The following is a 13,578-nucleotide window of genomic DNA, read 5'->3' as shown; positions in this document are numbered from 1 at the left end:
GGACACGTTCCCCCGGTTCCGCCCGCGCCCCACACCTCCACGCGTGCTCAGCTCACCAGTGCACGACGACCTTGTCGCCGTCGCGGACCTCGCCGAACAGCCGCGCGATCCCCGCCTCGTCCCGGACGTTCACACAGCCGTGCGAGCCACCGGCGTACCCCCGGGCGGCGAAGTCCGTGGAGTAGTGCACGGCCTGGCCCCCGCTGAAGAACATCGCGTACGGCATCGGCGAGTCGTAGAGCGTCGAGTAGTGGTCGCGGGACTTCCAGTAGACGTGGAAGACGCCCTCGCGGGTCGGTGTGCCCTCGGAGCCGAAGCGGACCGGGAGGGTCGTCAGCGTCCGCCCGTCCACCATCCAGCGCAAGGTGCGGCTCGACTTGCTGATGCACAGCACCCGCCCGGTCATGCACCGCTTGTCCGGGGCGTCGGCGGGCTGCCCGCCCATCAGGTACAGGTCCCACTTCCCGGGCTCGCTCGTCATCCCCAGCAGCCGCTTCCAGGTGACGCTGTCCGTCTGCCCGGTCCTCGGCAGCCCGCGCTTGCCCTGGAACCCCTTGACCGCCTCCACGGTCGTCTCGTCGTACCTCCCGGTCGGCCCCTCGAAGATCCAGGCGACCTGGCGCAGCCGGGCCTGGAGCTCACGGACGTCCCGCCCGGTGTCGCCGCGCGACCACAGGACCTGGGCCGGCGCGGCCTGCGACCGGGTGGGCGACGGGGTCGTCGCCCGGGGGGTGGGGGAGGCGCTGCCGGGCAGGTCGATGCGCACGGGCGAGTCGCCGCCCTTGCCGTCGCCGTCCGCGGCCCGGACCGTGCAGCCGCTCACCACGGCCGCCGCCACCAGCGCGGCGATCACTCGCCCCATGCCCTTCATACGCATCCCGACCCCCGCCGTCTCACCGACCGTCGCTGCGATGTGCCCGCGGATGACTGGTTGCCAACGACGCGGCATCGTGGGACCAGTACCCCAGTGACGGGAGGCGGCACACCATGGCGCGCGAGTCGGAGTCCGGACTGCCCATCGAACCGCTGTACGGACCCGAGGCCCTGGCGGGCTGGGACCCGGCGGAGCGGCTCGGGGCGCCCGGCGCCTACCCCTTCACCCGGGGCGTGTATCCGTCCATGTACACGGGCCGCCCCTGGACCATGCGCCAGTACGCCGGGTTCGGCACGGCGACCGAGTCCAACGCCCGCTACCGGCAGCTCATCGCCAACGGCACCACGGGCCTGTCCGTCGCCTTCGACCTCCCGACCCAGATGGGCCACGACTCCGACGCGCCCCTCGCGCACGGCGAGGTCGGCAAGGTCGGCGTGGCCGTCGACTCCGTCGACGACATGCGGGTCCTCTTCGACGGCATCCCGCTGGACCGGGTCTCGACCTCGATGACGATCAACGCCCCGGCGGCGCCGCTGCTCCTGCTGTACCAGCTCGTCGCGGAGGAGCAGGGGGTGGCGGCGGACCGGCTCACCGGCACGGTCCAGAACGACGTGCTGAAGGAGTACATCGCGCGCGGCACGTACATCTTCCCGCCCGAGCCCTCGCTGCGGCTGACCGCCGACATCTTCAGGTACTGCCGCACCGCGATCCCGAAGTGGAACACCATCTCCATCTCCGGCTACCACATGGCCGAGGCGGGCGCCTCGCCCGCGCAGGAGATCGCGTTCACCCTCGCCGACGGCATCGAGTACGTCCGTACGGCGGTGGCGGCGGGCCTGGACGTCGACGACTTCGCGCCCCGGCTGTCCTTCTTCTTCGTGGCGCGCACGACGATCCTGGAGGAGGTCGCCAAGTTCCGTGCCGCCCGGCGTCTGTGGGCGCGGGTGATGCGGGAGGAGTTCGGCGCGCGGAACCCCAGGTCGCTGATGCTGCGCTTCCACACCCAGACGGCCGGGGTCCAGCTCACCGCCCAGCAGCCCGAGGTGAACCTCGTCCGGGTCGCGGTCCAGGCGCTGGGCGCGGTGCTGGGCGGCACCCAGTCCCTGCACACCAACTCCTTCGACGAGGCCATCGCCCTGCCCACCGACAAGAGCGCCCGCCTCGCCCTGCGCACCCAGCAGGTCCTCGCCCACGAGACGGATGTGACGGCGACGGTCGACCCGTTCGCCGGCTCGTACGTGATCGAGACGCTGACGGACGACGTGGAGTCGGCCGCCCTCGCCCTCATGCGGCGGGTGGAGGACCTCGGCGGGGCGGTCGCCGCCATCGAGCACGGCTTCCAGAAGGGCGAGATCGAACGCAACGCGTACCGCATCGCCCGGGAGACGGACTCCGGTGAGCGCGTGGTCGTCGGCGTCAACCGTTTCCGCCTCGACGAGGAGGAGCCCTACGAGCCGCTCCGCGTGGACCCGGCGATCGAGACCCAGCAGGTCGAGCGCCTGGCCCGGCTGCGGGCGGAACGGGACGGGCGGGCGGTGGACGCGGCCCTGGACGCGCTGCGGAAGACGGCCGAGGGGGAGGACAACGTGCTGCACCCGATGAAGGAGGCGCTGCGGGCGAGGGCGACCGTGGGGGAGGTCTGTGACGCCCTGCGGGAGGTGTGGGGGGTGTACGTGCCCAGCGAGACCTTCTGAACCGTCCCGGGCGAGGGTGACCGTCCCGGTAGGAGGTGACCGTCCCGGTAGGGGGTGACCGTCCCGGTAGGGGGTGATGTCGGACCTTCGTGCGACACTCCTCCTCATGTTCGGTGTCATCGACCTCCCCACCTACCTGGCCGGCCTCGTCCTGATCGTGCTGCTGCCCGGCCCCAACTCGCTGTACGTGCTGTCCGTCGCCGCCCGGCGCGGCGTACGCGCCGGGTACACCGCCGCCGCGGGCGTGTGGTGCGGGGACACCGTGCTGATGACGCTGTCCGCCGCCGGGGTGGCGTCCCTGCTCCAGGGCAACGCCGTGCTGTTCGGCATCGTGAAGTACGCCGGTGCCGGGTATCTGACGTGGCTGGCGGTCGGCATGCTGCGGGCCGCCTGGGGGATGTGGAAGGCGCGCCGGGAACAGACCGCCGAGGAGGCCCCGGCGGGCGTCCAGGACGAGCGGCCCTTCCGCCGGGCGCTCGTGGTGAGCCTCTTCAACCCGAAGGCGATCCTGTTCTTCGTCGCCTTCTTCGTGCAGTTCGTGTCGGAGTCCAACCCGGTTGTGGGGTTCGTGACCCTGGGCGTACTCGCCCAGGTGGCAAGCATGTTGTACCTCTCCGCGCTCATCTTCGGCGGGTCTCGTTTGGCCGCCGCCTTCCGGCGACGTCGGAGGCTGTCGGCGGGGGCGACCTCGGCGGCGGGCGCGCTGTTCCTCGGGTTCGCGGTGAAGCTCTCCCTGGCAAGTGTGTAGGAGCCTGACGTGTCCCACCTTGACGACGCTGCGGCCCTGTTCGCCCGCATGAGCCTCCAGGAGCAGCGGGAGGCACTGGGAGCCCTGGGGGTGTCCAAGAGGCCCCCGAAGGAGTCTCCGGAACTCTCCGAGGTCACCCCGTTCGCTGCTCTTGTCAGCTCGCCCGGCAGGCGGAAGCGGCAGCCACTTACCGTGAAGGCCGTGCGTACTTCGGAGGCTTCCTGAGTCCCGGGCGTTCTGCCCACCTTCTAAGCCTCGCGCCCCGTGCGTCTACCTGCCCGTACCCGACAACGCGAATATTGGCGATACCGCATAGACGCCGATGAGCCGCACCCGTAGCGTCGTGTTCAACGGCTTCAACAGGGGCCAGACGTAAAGGGGTTACGGCATGTCTCGCGAGGAACTGACGCGGCTCACCGGCAACGGAAACGGCAACTGCAACAACGACGATTGCCCCAACGTCTACCGGACCGAGTCCGGTTCGTTCGTCGTTCAGGGCGACGTGTCAGACGCCTTTACGCCGCCGACCGGCGAAGGGCTCGTAGAAATCCCCGAGAGCGTCCTGAGGGAGGCTGTCCGTGCTCTTGGATGGTAAGGGGTGGACCGCCCGAATCCAGGGCTTCCAGCGTGAGGCGTGGCGACTTGAAACGCTGCCTTGGTACAGGGTCCCCAGCGAAGACGGGGATATCCAAGACTTCCTCAATGGGCAGCGGATCGACGTGGCCAACTACTCCTCCGGCTATACGGACGGCCTTCGGAAGCTGCGGTCCGAAGGGAAGACCAAAGGCCGAGTGCATATCGTGTCCCGGCCGCTAACGGACTACCTGCGGTTTGAGTTCATGTACTACGGCGCCCACGCGGTAGCCGGGGACGAAATCCGGATCTTGGACGTGACCAATCGCCCCAACCCTCTTGAGGGAGTTCAGGATTTCTGGCTGTTCGACCGGTCCGAAGTTGTGCTCATGAATTACGAGGCGGACGGAACGCAGATCAGCCGCGAGGTCTTTGAGGGCGACCCTGCACCGTTCATCGAATATCAGCGCATCGCGCGGGCTGAGTCGGTGCCCTTTGAGGAGTACGTGAAGGGCCTTGACATTTGAGCCTGAGTCGCTAGATCAGTCGCGGTCTGGCCTAGCGGAAGCACTACGCAACGAGCGCAAGCGAGCCGGGTTGACTCAGACTCGGCTCGCTCGCCTGTGCAACATGAGCCAAACCAAGATCAGTAACATAGAGGGCGGAAAGCTCACACCCACCATTGTTGATGTAGAGCTGATCCTTGAGGCGATTGGGGCTGGGAGCCCACTTGCCGCAGAAATACTGGCCCTCGCCCGTACGGCCAACACAGAATGGCAAGACCTTTGGGCATCTCGCCGCCGTGGGATTGACAAGAAGCAGAATGATCTAGCCGGACTGGAGTCCGTGACCACAGAGTTTCGGTTCTTCCTGCCAACGATGATCACGGGCCTACTGGCAACGCCCGATTACGTGCGGGCGAGTCTCGCACGGAACCCTGGAGACATGTCCAGAACAGTGGCCAGGAAGATAGAACGTCAAAAGGTTCTCACAGACCCTTCAAAGTTCTTCACGTTCCTGCTCACCGAACAAGCCGTTCGGTGGCCACTTGCATCACCCATCCTCATGGCTATGCAAATCGACCGGCTTATTTCCGTATCGCGCATCCCGAACGTACGGCTCGGTGTGATCCCTCTCGGGACAGTCGGACCGGTCAATGAGACACCGCTGAGCGTGTTCACCGTTTATGACCGACGTCTAGTGCAGGTGGAAACGCACACCGGCGCGCTTATCCTCCGCGATCACAGAGACGTGACCGCGTACCGGGATGACTTCGAGCGGTACGAGTCTTATGCCCTGCACGGGGACGAGTGCAGAGAACATTTGACTGAGTGGGCCTCTCGGTTCCGGTCATGATCTTTTACCTGACCTCGCAAATAATGCTCGAAGATCGCTGCGCTTCGCGGCAGCATTGCTGGACGAAGAGAGGTCGCGGGGAGAGGTCACAGCATGAGAGCGACAGCATCGGCGGACACCACGGACGCAAGCCAATGGGAGTACGTCACCTTCGCTCCCCGTGGCGAGATGTGTCCAGCCTGCCTTAAGTCGATCAAGCCGCTAGAGCGGGTTCGGCGGGGAAGCGTTGAGCGCATGTCAGGAGCACCATTCGTCGTCTACCGGCATCTCGTGTGCCCGAAAGGATGACCAATCTTGCTAGGCCCCATTCCGCCCGTCATGCCCATAACCCTTATCAAGCTCGGTCGGGAACGGCGCGAAGCCCGCGAGCAGCGCGCACGAGAATCCCAACAACGCGAGAAGGAGCCCCGGCCTTCTAGGGACGGCGAATCCCCACTCGCCTAGATGGCCGGCCAGGCCCCACCGATCAAATTCGGTGGGGCCTACGGTCGGGCAAGACCAGATGGGTCACCGTGATGCAGAGTCGATTCCCGCATCGGTTCCTGAACGTGTCCTCAACCATCGGCCCTCGGTACTTCTTCGCCGTAAGGTAACGCTTCACGAGGGTTTCACGGTCACGCCCAAAAATGGGCTCACCCTCGGTCGAAGTCTTCCCACGCCAAATCCGGCAGCCGGTCTCGATAACGGGAACGGACGACGCCATGATCTCATCAAGCGGGGTCTTCACGCTGCATTATCCTTCTCGATGACCGAGCCGCCGATTTGCCGAGCTACGTTCTGCGCGGAAAAGTGAGAGCGCATGAACGCGCTCCAGTAGGTGTTACGTGCCCTGCGGGTATTCTCGGCCCTGGTCACCGAAGAGAGATGCTCCGGGTTACAGCAGGCCCGATTCTGGCAGAGGTGATCGACAGTCCACCCTTCGGGTATTCGTCGTCCGGAGGCCCTGTAAGCCTCCCGGTGTGCGTAGTAAGAACGCTTGTCGGCCGTGAATCGGCCGTAGCCGTCAGGCGTTTTCGAGTAATCCCACTCCCAGCATCCGCCCTCACTGGCAGGCCAGATAATGCAGCGGGATCGTACGTATCCGAGGACTGCGGCCTTGTCGGCCATGTTAAGGAAAGTCTTCACTGGAGATTCCTTCTAGAGCACGAGGAAAATTCGGTCACATGCTAAGTAATTGAAGAAGGCTAAAAAGAGTGCCGGGAACGGGGCGACCAAACCCGTTCCCGTCACTCTTTCCGCTAGCTAGCGGAAGCCTTTACAATCTGCGCCGAGGACGCCTCGGCCAGAGAAACACCAGCAACTCGCATCGTCAGCTTGAATCCGACCTGATCAGAATCGAAGCGAGCATCCTCGGAAACCTTCACCGAAGCATTACGGCGAATACCAACCATGATGCGCGAGCCATCAGCCACGACAACAGTCTTAGGCGGAAGGAAGGCACTCGGAAGGATCGGCAGACCCCATGCAGTCGACGCGGGAGCGTCTACTGGAGAGCCGCCCTGATAGTTGCCGGACCCGGCCGCCTTCTCCTTCCGGAGAGCCGCAGCCATATCAACGGAAGCCCATACGACCGAAGGCGTTCCGTTCATGGCCTCAATACGGGCTACGGCGTCCGCCAGGTCGTCATAGGTGACAGTGATCTTGCCCGTTCCGAGAGTCGTAGAGATGCCCTGTGAAAGGACTCCCTTGACCGGGTTCGACCCCGAACCGGTGAACGCGTCAGCATCGAACTTCAGGGAAGCGTCACGGAGAAGGTTGTTCGCAATGGCGTTACGCTGGTTGACCGCACTGTCTTCAAGAATCTCGACAGTAGCCCACTGAATCCGGCCGATCTTCGTCGCCTCAAACTTGACCTCTCCCCAGACCATTTCCCCTTCCGGAATAGTTTCACCCTCGTCGACGTAGTCAGTGCCAGTCGAAGAAACTAGCTGCGGAACGGAGAAGGTGGCCGAATCGAAGGGCACGACGCTTTCAGGCGGAAGCCCTCGAAGGAAGGCCGAATTGGCCTTCAGAGCGTCGATGTACTTCGATGCCGTCCCGGAGGGAACCGTGTATCCGCCGCTGCTCGGGGTGCCCTCAGCGATAAGCGCACGGTATTCGCTGAGCGACGGCATGAGGGAACGCCACGCATTCTCATCCTCGGCCTGTCGCTGATTGCCGGTCTGCGCGAATAGCGCAGAGTTACCCGTGAGGGATCGAACCTCGGCCTCTCGCTCGCCGCGCGCTACAGCTTCTCGGGCCTCGGCCTCAAGGGCGTTGACATCGACGTCGAGACGCTCGATGCGCTCGCGCTTCTCGGCGTCCGAAAGGTTCGCGGCGGCCTGCACGCTGCGCATCTCGGCAACGAGGTTTGCACGCTTCTCTAGAGCGGCCTTAGCCTGAGCCCTGAGCAGGGGAGAGCAGTTACTCATTTTAGTTCCTTCATTGGTCGCGGCCGGAAAAGGCCATGAAAAAACCGCCCATCACCCTGATTCGGGTGGGGCGGCTAGCTAGTCTGAAATTTTGTTACGGAGATACGTCAGCGTGCGACGCACGCTGACGCTCAATCCGCTCTATGAAGCGGACTCTGCGCGCAACTCTGCGCGCTAGATTCTTGCAAGAAGGGCCGCAATACCGGGGTGGCCGGCCAGGACCGTATCCGATATCGAAGGGCTTCTCACAAGCCCAGCACTTCAGCTCGACTGTGTTCTTCATGTCCCATGCCTCTTCGAGGTTCAGCTTTCACCCTTCATAGAACTGTTAGGTAGCGCGAAACCTCACGCGCTACTCGGCTCGATACTGCGCAACCCTTGGAATGCCTCGGCCGAGTTACGGACCGGCTATCGGTCCCACGGGTTCGGGCTAACCCCCGCGCATGCGCGTGAAGGGTAAGGCGCGGGTGCGGGAAAGGCTTCGTTCAGCCTTTCGAACCCCCCTTCCCCCTTGGGGAGCCGAGAATCTGAGCCAGAATCCTTGTCAAGGCTTCATCTGGTGTGCTCTCGGCCCCGGTTGGGGGCCGCGTGCTGTCCCTACCGGTTTCGGCACCAGGACGTCACGCGAGTCTGAGGGAGTGATAGGGCCGAAGTCGTTTATCGATCTTCGGTGCGGGAATGCCCTGTCAACGATCGTTTGGGGGGCAAAGCATGATCGTTGATGTAGTTATGGCACTGATTGAAGTCGCCGGGCACGCGTTTGATCAGCATCGGGCCACGAAGCTATCCGATGAGCTCAACCAAACCTTGGGTGACAAGTTCAGCGATGAGCATGACAATGGCGGCCACCCGGATGGGTTCTCCATCATGTGTCGATGGTGCCGACTGGATGGAACTCTGACGCGGAAGCACGAAGAACTTCATGGTGGAGATTTTTTGGAGTCTCAACCGGAGTGGCTCAGGCTGGACTTTGAGAACTTCTGCCCCGACTGCGCTAGGCTGCCGTGGTACGGACCCGACTGGAATCCGTACATCTTGAAAGAGCGCCGGTGGCCCATATTCTTTGACTGGTCGCCTGAATTTCTGAAGAAGTGGGGCTAGGGTTTCCTAGTACCGCTTCCCCTTCCGGTAGCCGTTCTCTCTGCGGGTGTCGCACGATCGGCAGCACACGCGGCGAGAGGAATCCTTCAATCCTGTAGCGGCCAGGAGTGGTCCTGAGCGGCCCTCAAGCCGCCGCAAAGCTGTTGAACCACCTCGGGCCAGTGAGGGCAATGGGCGGCCTTTCTAGGCCGCTCTGTTGCCTCGGCTGAAGTTGCACGGCCCGCAGGCCGGGCGCAGGTTGGCTATGTCGTTCGTCCGGCCTCGGCTGAGCGGAACTTTGTGATCGGCAGTAGTCGCCGGACTGCGGCGACAGATCGAGCAGACAGGGTCAGCCGCGAGGGTCGCGGCTCTAGCTCTTCGATACTCGGAGTCGTAGCCACGCTCCCGAGGTGACGGGCGCGTGGCCTGCCGCTTCTTCTCCCTTCGCCTGGCCCCGGCCAGAGAGCACGGCTCACAGCGGGAGTCGAGCGGATCGAGCCGCTTACAGTGGCTACACATAGACATTGGCATAACTACTCCAAGAGAGCGTCCCTTTGGGGCGCAGCTAAGTAGAAACAGTTAGGGCGCCCTCGGCGGGGCGCCCGTAGCAAGGTTGTTGACTGGCCTTCATCAGTCGGCCAGGGCAAGAAGCGAACGGTAGCGATCTGCTACGAAGCGGCGCCCTAGAAGGGCGCTGCATCTCTTAAGGCCAAAAGTTCCCCTGGCCTTGATCGGCCAGGGCATTGCTGCGTAGCGGAGCAGCCAACGGCCCCAAGAGGGGCCTTACTAAGGCCATAAGTCGCCGAGGGCCGTTCAGGCCGCCCCGGCGAACCGCTTCCGGTCATTGGTTCGCCTGAGGTGTTCCGGGGAACGGGCACCCGCCCGTAGGCGGAACGTCGTCCTCGCTCCGCGCTTGCTGCCGACAGTCTCAACTTCCAGCCATCCGGCGTCGGTTAGGGTCATCACCCCTCGCTCGGTGTACCGGCGAAGGTTCCCCGCCCGGTCGCGGATGCCGACAGCCTCGGCGAGTGAACGCCACGGAATGGTCACCTCGGAATCGTCGCCGCAGAGGCGTGCTATCTGCCTTGCTACGGCCTCACCGCTACGCGGTACACACAGAGCCGCCTCGGCATACCAGAGGGCTGCCTGTCCGCCCGGGGGAGCCGTTTCGGCCGCAAGGGCGAAGCCACGCTTACGGAGCTTCGCTCTGCGCTCCCCGATGGTGCCCGCGTATTGGCGTAGGAAGGTCATGGTTCAGCCTTCTTTCGTGGGGTGGTCACGAAAAAAGGTTCTACGGGGGTAGGGGTGGCGGAATCAAGGGAAAGCGTTTAAACGGCTTCTTTGACTTCGCCAGGGGGTTGGGGTGCAAGGTTTCCTCGCTGGCGTCACCTGTTGAACGGCCTCAGTGCCGAATGGGGGAGTATGCGTGTCGTGACTGTGATCGAGGATGAGGACGGTAATCGGAGAGTCGTTGGCGATGTCGTCTACCCTTCCGAGAGTTGACATAAGAGATGCCCCCTCCTTCTGGAGGGGGCATCTTTGTTTCGTAGGCTAATCCGGTGCTGCTAGCTCCAGTTGTTTTCCATCCTGATCAGCCGTTCCTTTACATCGTGCGGGATGACCAACTGGCCCAAAAGCTCCCCATCGTCCTGCCTCCCGAGTTCGAAGGTTATTCCGGCGCTCAGTAGATCCTTCTCCATGGCTTCCACCCCACCGGCCTGCCAGTGGTGGCTGTAGGTCATGCCGGTTGTTTCGTAGACCCACCTGTCCTTTGTGGATTCCGGATCGATCTTGGTCAAGTCACTCATGAGGGCGTCTAGCGTGGTCTCCGCCTTCTCTCGGATGAACCCGGCCTTATCGAACCTTCCGCCAGGCTCCAGCCCAGACATGTAGTAGGCGATCGACTCTTCAAGCCGCTTCCGCTCGCGTCTGTTTTCGTCACCTCGGGCGTACTCGCGTCGGATCACTTCGAAATCCCCCAGGGCCTCAAAGACGGCTTGTGCTAGGGCCGAGTACACGTGCTCAGGGTCCGGTGTCACGAATCCCGGCTTCCGGCAATCGGGGCATCGCAGGTACCGGTACTCTTTCACCTCACCTGTAGAGAGCGTCTTGTAGCTGTTCGTTTCGTTTACGTTTCTGCCGCACCGGTGTTTCATGACCCCGAGGAATCTGGTGGGGCGGCGGTTCTTTTCATGGTGACGCTTGTTCTTCGAGCGGGTGGCAAGTGCCGCTTGTACGCTTTCAAATTCTTCGGCAGTCAGGATCGGTTCATCCGTGACTCTGATTTCCTGGCCCTGCTTGTCTAGCACCGGCTTTGACTTGTAGGTGGTGGCCTTAGTTCCCCCTTCGGTGCGAATCCCCTTCACGGCGGGGTTTCTGAGAATCCTGAGGACCTGCTGATTGTTCCATTTCCGGTTGCTGTAGGTAGGAACATTGGCTCTGTCTAGAACCTTGGAGATGTGGTTTGCCGGAACCCCGCGCATTGCGGCCTCAAACATGTAGCGCACAGCTCGCGCTTGCTTCGGTTCCTGCACTAGGCGGAGTTTCCCGCCCACCCTGGCAGTCTTGTAGCCAAACGACGGCTTACCGATACGCCATTGATCCTGTTGCTTTGTGTACTCCCAATGCGACGAAACGCGAGTCTTAGTGTTGGCCGCCTCAATCTCCGCCACGGCTGCAATGAAAGTGACCATCGCTTGCGCCATCGGAGATGACAGATCCAGAGTGTCATTGAGAGAAATCAGATTCTTCCCGAACCTCTCGCACCACTTGATAATCTCGTGCAGGTCGGAAATGCGTCTGATGAATCGGTCCAACTTCCAGAAAAGGATCAAGTCGAACTCGGGTATGCGGTTGTTGAGCCAGTCGCCGAGTTCCTTCCGCTCCCAAGGGGCTTTCTTGGTTGCGGACACTCCGAGGTCCCTAGCTACGCCGACAACCCGCACACCTTCTCGGATGGCGTGGCGGCGAAGATCCAGTTCCTGACGTGCCGGGCTGGTGGTGTCCTCCGTGAGGATGGACAGGCGTACCGACAACAGGCCACGGGGCGAGTCCTCCGGTAGTGCATCATTCCTCGCCCGCAGGTCGGCCAGCTCTGCCAGTTCCTCAGCGGTCCACTCGGGTGCGGTCTTGATGACGGTCATGGGCGCGACAGTACAGGCAGTTTGAGTCTGGAACGTTCTTTGTGCAGTTCGTCGACCCCGGGTACGCCTACCCGGCGGTGTCCTTCGTCGTCCTCGGCGCCTTCGCGCAGCTGGCCAGCTTCCTGTACCTGACCGCGCTGATCTTCAGCGGGACGAGGCTCGCGGAGGCCTTCCGGCGCCGCCGGCGGCTGTCGGCGGGGGCGACCTCCGCGGCGGGCGCGCTGTTCCTCGGGTTCGCGGTGAAGCTGTCGCTGGCGAGCGGCGTGTGACAACCGGTCACAGGGCGAGGCGCCGGGCGTACTCCGCGAGGCCGTCGGCCGTCGCGCCCGCCCAGCCCACGTAACCGTCCGGCCGCACCAGGAACAGGCCCGGCCCGTACGACGTCTGCTCCTCGCCGCGCACGACGGGGAAGGGCGTGTCCGCCGGTGCCTCGGCGGCGACGGCCAGGAGCGTCCAGTGCGGCCCCCGGAAGGCGTCGAAGAGCCGTACGCCGCCCAGCGTGCCGTCCGGTGCGCGGTCGCCCGCCCGGACCGGGCCCGGGGCCGGGCGGGTCTCCTCGGTGAGGGACGAGCCGCGGTAGCCGAGGCCGAGCTGACGGGTCGCGTCGCCGCGCCGGGTCTCGCCGCGGTGGACGCTGGTGGACAGGCCCAGCATCTCGGCGGCGACGGGGCGCCGCTCCTCCTCGTAGGTGTGGAGCAGGGTGGCGGGCGCGCCCCCGGTCAGGACCGCGTCGAGCTTCCAGCCCAGGTTGTAGGCGTCCTGGACGCTGGTGTTGAGGCCCTGTCCGCCCGCCGGTGAGTGGATGTGGGCGGCGTCCCCGGCGAGGAGGACGCGGCCGACGCGGAAGCGGTCCGCGAGGGCGGCGCGGGGGCGGAAGTCGGAGGCCCAGCGCACTTCGGTGAGGTCCTCGGGGGCCAGGTGGGAGCGGGCGGCGACGACCTTGCGGACGCCGTCCAGGGAGAGGTCCACGCTCGTGCCCTCGGGGAACCGGGCCATGACCTGGAAGTCCTCGGTGCCCGCGAGGGGGCAGAGGGCCAGGAGGCCGTCGGAGCCCTCGCGCGGCGGGAAGAGGTGCCAGTTGTCGCGGTCCAGGCCGGTGATGCGGACGTCGGCGACCAGCGTCGGGTGCGGGTCGACGGTCTCGCCGGTCATGGCGACGCCCAGCGCGCGCCGCAGCGCCGAGCGTCCGCCGTCGGCGGCGACGACGTACCGGGCGCGCAGGCCGGAGCCGTCGGCGAAGGTGACGTCCACGCCGTCGTCGTCCTGCGTCAGGCCCGTCACCTCGCGGTCGAAGGCGATCCGGCCGCCCAGTTCCTCCAGGCGGTCGCGCAGGATCTCCTGGGTGCGCCACTGCGGCACCATCCACGGCCGGTTGTACGGCGCGTCCTCGCTGGGCTCGGCCGGGTCGAACATGTGGTGCTCGCCGACGCGTTCGCCGTCCTGCCAGACCATGCCCACCGGGTAGTCGCCGCCGGCCGCGTGGATGGCGTCGAGGACGCCGAGGTCGTCGAAGACCTCCATGGTGCGGGGCTGGAGCCCCTTGCCGCGCGAGCCGGGGAACAGCCTCGGCGCCTTCTCCACGACCAGCGCGTCCACGCCGCGCCGGGCGAGGTCGATGCCGAGGGCCAGACCGGTCGGGCCGGCCCCCACGATCAGGACGTCCATGATCGTTCTCCTTAACGTTGTTAAGTTCCGTTGC

Annotated in this window: 12 protein-coding genes and 1 pseudogene; 7 read left to right on the top strand and 6 right to left on the bottom strand. The window is 64.6% G+C overall.

Annotated elements, in window-relative coordinates:
- Positions 1 to 52: 52 nt before the first annotated feature.
- Positions 53 to 862, bottom strand: a complete 810-nt coding sequence (locus ACIPSE_RS03080; RefSeq protein WP_401656777.1) for a L,D-transpeptidase family protein — start codon at positions 860 to 862, stop codon at positions 53 to 55.
- A 125-nt stretch (positions 863 to 987) separates the two neighbouring features.
- On the opposite strand from ACIPSE_RS03080, the gene ACIPSE_RS03075 reads away from it, so the two are divergent.
- The 5 genes from ACIPSE_RS03075 to ACIPSE_RS03055 all read left to right on the top strand — a co-directional run bounded on the left by ACIPSE_RS03075 (position 988) and on the right by ACIPSE_RS03055 (position 5,245).
- The gene (locus tag ACIPSE_RS03075; protein ID WP_401656775.1) at positions 988 to 2,568 is read left to right on the top strand and encodes a methylmalonyl-CoA mutase; all 1,581 of its coding nucleotides are present in this window, start codon (positions 988 to 990) and stop codon (positions 2,566 to 2,568) included.
- Positions 2,569 to 2,674: 106 nt separating this feature from the next.
- Positions 2,675 to 3,316 carry a leucine efflux protein LeuE gene (leuE, locus tag ACIPSE_RS03070; RefSeq protein WP_401656773.1) on the top strand — a complete coding sequence of 214 codons (642 nt, stop codon included), beginning with the start codon at positions 2,675 to 2,677 and terminating at the stop codon, positions 3,314 to 3,316.
- A 388-nt stretch (positions 3,317 to 3,704) separates the two neighbouring features.
- Positions 3,705 to 3,911, top strand: a complete 207-nt coding sequence (locus ACIPSE_RS03065) for a hypothetical protein (protein WP_401656771.1) — start codon at positions 3,705 to 3,707, stop codon at positions 3,909 to 3,911.
- Positions 3,895 to 4,416, top strand: a complete 522-nt coding sequence (locus ACIPSE_RS03060) for a DUF6879 family protein (RefSeq protein WP_401656769.1) — start codon at positions 3,895 to 3,897, stop codon at positions 4,414 to 4,416. The genes ACIPSE_RS03065 and ACIPSE_RS03060 overlap by 17 nt, the downstream gene beginning before the upstream one ends.
- Positions 4,406 to 5,245 carry a helix-turn-helix domain-containing protein gene (locus ACIPSE_RS03055; protein WP_401656767.1) on the top strand — a complete coding sequence of 280 codons (840 nt, stop codon included), beginning with the start codon at positions 4,406 to 4,408 and terminating at the stop codon, positions 5,243 to 5,245. The genes ACIPSE_RS03060 and ACIPSE_RS03055 overlap by 11 nt, the downstream gene beginning before the upstream one ends.
- A 723-nt stretch (positions 5,246 to 5,968) precedes the next feature.
- Here the strand turns inward: ACIPSE_RS03055 and ACIPSE_RS03050 are convergent.
- Positions 5,969 to 6,352: an HNH endonuclease signature motif containing protein gene (locus ACIPSE_RS03050; protein WP_401656764.1), complete on the bottom strand. Its 384-nt coding sequence runs from the start codon at positions 6,350 to 6,352 to the stop codon at positions 5,969 to 5,971.
- A 131-nt stretch (positions 6,353 to 6,483) separates the two neighbouring features.
- Complete coding sequence (locus ACIPSE_RS03045; protein WP_401656762.1) at positions 6,484 to 7,656, bottom strand: phage major capsid protein; 1,173 nt, start codon at positions 7,654 to 7,656, stop codon at positions 6,484 to 6,486.
- A gap of 711 nt (positions 7,657 to 8,367) precedes the next feature.
- Between ACIPSE_RS03045 and ACIPSE_RS03040 the strand changes: the two genes are divergently transcribed.
- The gene (locus ACIPSE_RS03040) at positions 8,368 to 8,757 is read left to right on the top strand and encodes a hypothetical protein (protein WP_401656759.1); all 390 of its coding nucleotides are present in this window, start codon (positions 8,368 to 8,370) and stop codon (positions 8,755 to 8,757) included.
- Between the two features lie 183 nt (positions 8,758 to 8,940).
- Here ACIPSE_RS03040 and ACIPSE_RS03035 read toward each other — a convergent pair whose 3' ends face one another.
- Together ACIPSE_RS03035 and ACIPSE_RS03030 are read right to left on the bottom strand one after the other, a co-directional pair.
- Entirely contained in the window at positions 8,941 to 9,255 is a 315-nt protein-coding gene (locus tag ACIPSE_RS03035; RefSeq protein WP_401657648.1) for an HNH endonuclease signature motif containing protein, read from the bottom strand.
- A 1,046-nt stretch (positions 9,256 to 10,301) separates the two neighbouring features.
- Positions 10,302 to 11,879, bottom strand: coding sequence for a recombinase family protein (locus ACIPSE_RS03030; RefSeq protein WP_401656757.1), 1,578 nt, complete (start codon positions 11,877 to 11,879; stop codon positions 10,302 to 10,304).
- 35 nt (positions 11,880 to 11,914) lie between these two features.
- Between ACIPSE_RS03030 and ACIPSE_RS03025 the strand changes: the two are divergent.
- Positions 11,915 to 12,148, top strand: a pseudogene (locus tag ACIPSE_RS03025) (LysE family transporter); the annotation flags it as partial.
- A 7-nt stretch (positions 12,149 to 12,155) separates the two neighbouring features.
- On the opposite strand, the gene ACIPSE_RS03020 reads toward ACIPSE_RS03025, so the two are convergent.
- On the bottom strand, positions 12,156 to 13,544 hold the full coding sequence (locus ACIPSE_RS03020; protein ID WP_401656755.1) for an FAD-dependent oxidoreductase: 1,389 nt from the start codon (positions 13,542 to 13,544) through the stop codon (positions 12,156 to 12,158).
- Positions 13,545 to 13,578: the final 34 nt, after the last annotated feature.

The organism is Streptomyces sp. NPDC090106 (genome assembly GCF_044747265.1).
Lineage (GTDB): Bacteria > Actinomycetota > Actinomycetes > Streptomycetales > Streptomycetaceae > Streptomyces.
Note: the sequence above shows the minus strand (reverse complement) of the source record. Positions and strands in the feature narration are given on the sequence as shown.

Bases quoted from the DNA above. Each gene is read 5' to 3' on its own strand.
- ACIPSE_RS03080 (WP_401656777.1), bottom strand. From the start codon at position 862: ATGGGGCGAGTGATCGCCGCGCTGGTGGCGGCGGCCGTGGTGAGCGGC.
- ACIPSE_RS03075 (WP_401656775.1), top strand. From the start codon at position 988: ATGGCGCGCGAGTCGGAGTCCGGACTGCCCATCGAACCGCTGTACGGA.
- leuE (WP_401656773.1), top strand. From the start codon at position 2,675: ATGTTCGGTGTCATCGACCTCCCCACCTACCTGGCCGGCCTCGTCCTG.
- ACIPSE_RS03065 (WP_401656771.1), top strand. From the start codon at position 3,705: ATGTCTCGCGAGGAACTGACGCGGCTCACCGGCAACGGAAACGGCAAC.
- ACIPSE_RS03050 (WP_401656764.1), bottom strand. From the start codon at position 6,352: ATGGCCGACAAGGCCGCAGTCCTCGGATACGTACGATCCCGCTGCATT.
- ACIPSE_RS03045 (WP_401656762.1), bottom strand. From the start codon at position 7,656: ATGAGTAACTGCTCTCCCCTGCTCAGGGCTCAGGCTAAGGCCGCTCTA.
- ACIPSE_RS03040 (WP_401656759.1), top strand. From the start codon at position 8,368: ATGATCGTTGATGTAGTTATGGCACTGATTGAAGTCGCCGGGCACGCG.
- ACIPSE_RS03035 (WP_401657648.1), bottom strand. From the start codon at position 9,255: ATGTGTAGCCACTGTAAGCGGCTCGATCCGCTCGACTCCCGCTGTGAG.
- ACIPSE_RS03030 (WP_401656757.1), bottom strand. From the start codon at position 11,879: ATGACCGTCATCAAGACCGCACCCGAGTGGACCGCTGAGGAACTGGCA.
- ACIPSE_RS03020 (WP_401656755.1), bottom strand. From the start codon at position 13,544: ATGGACGTCCTGATCGTGGGGGCCGGCCCGACCGGTCTGGCCCTCGGC.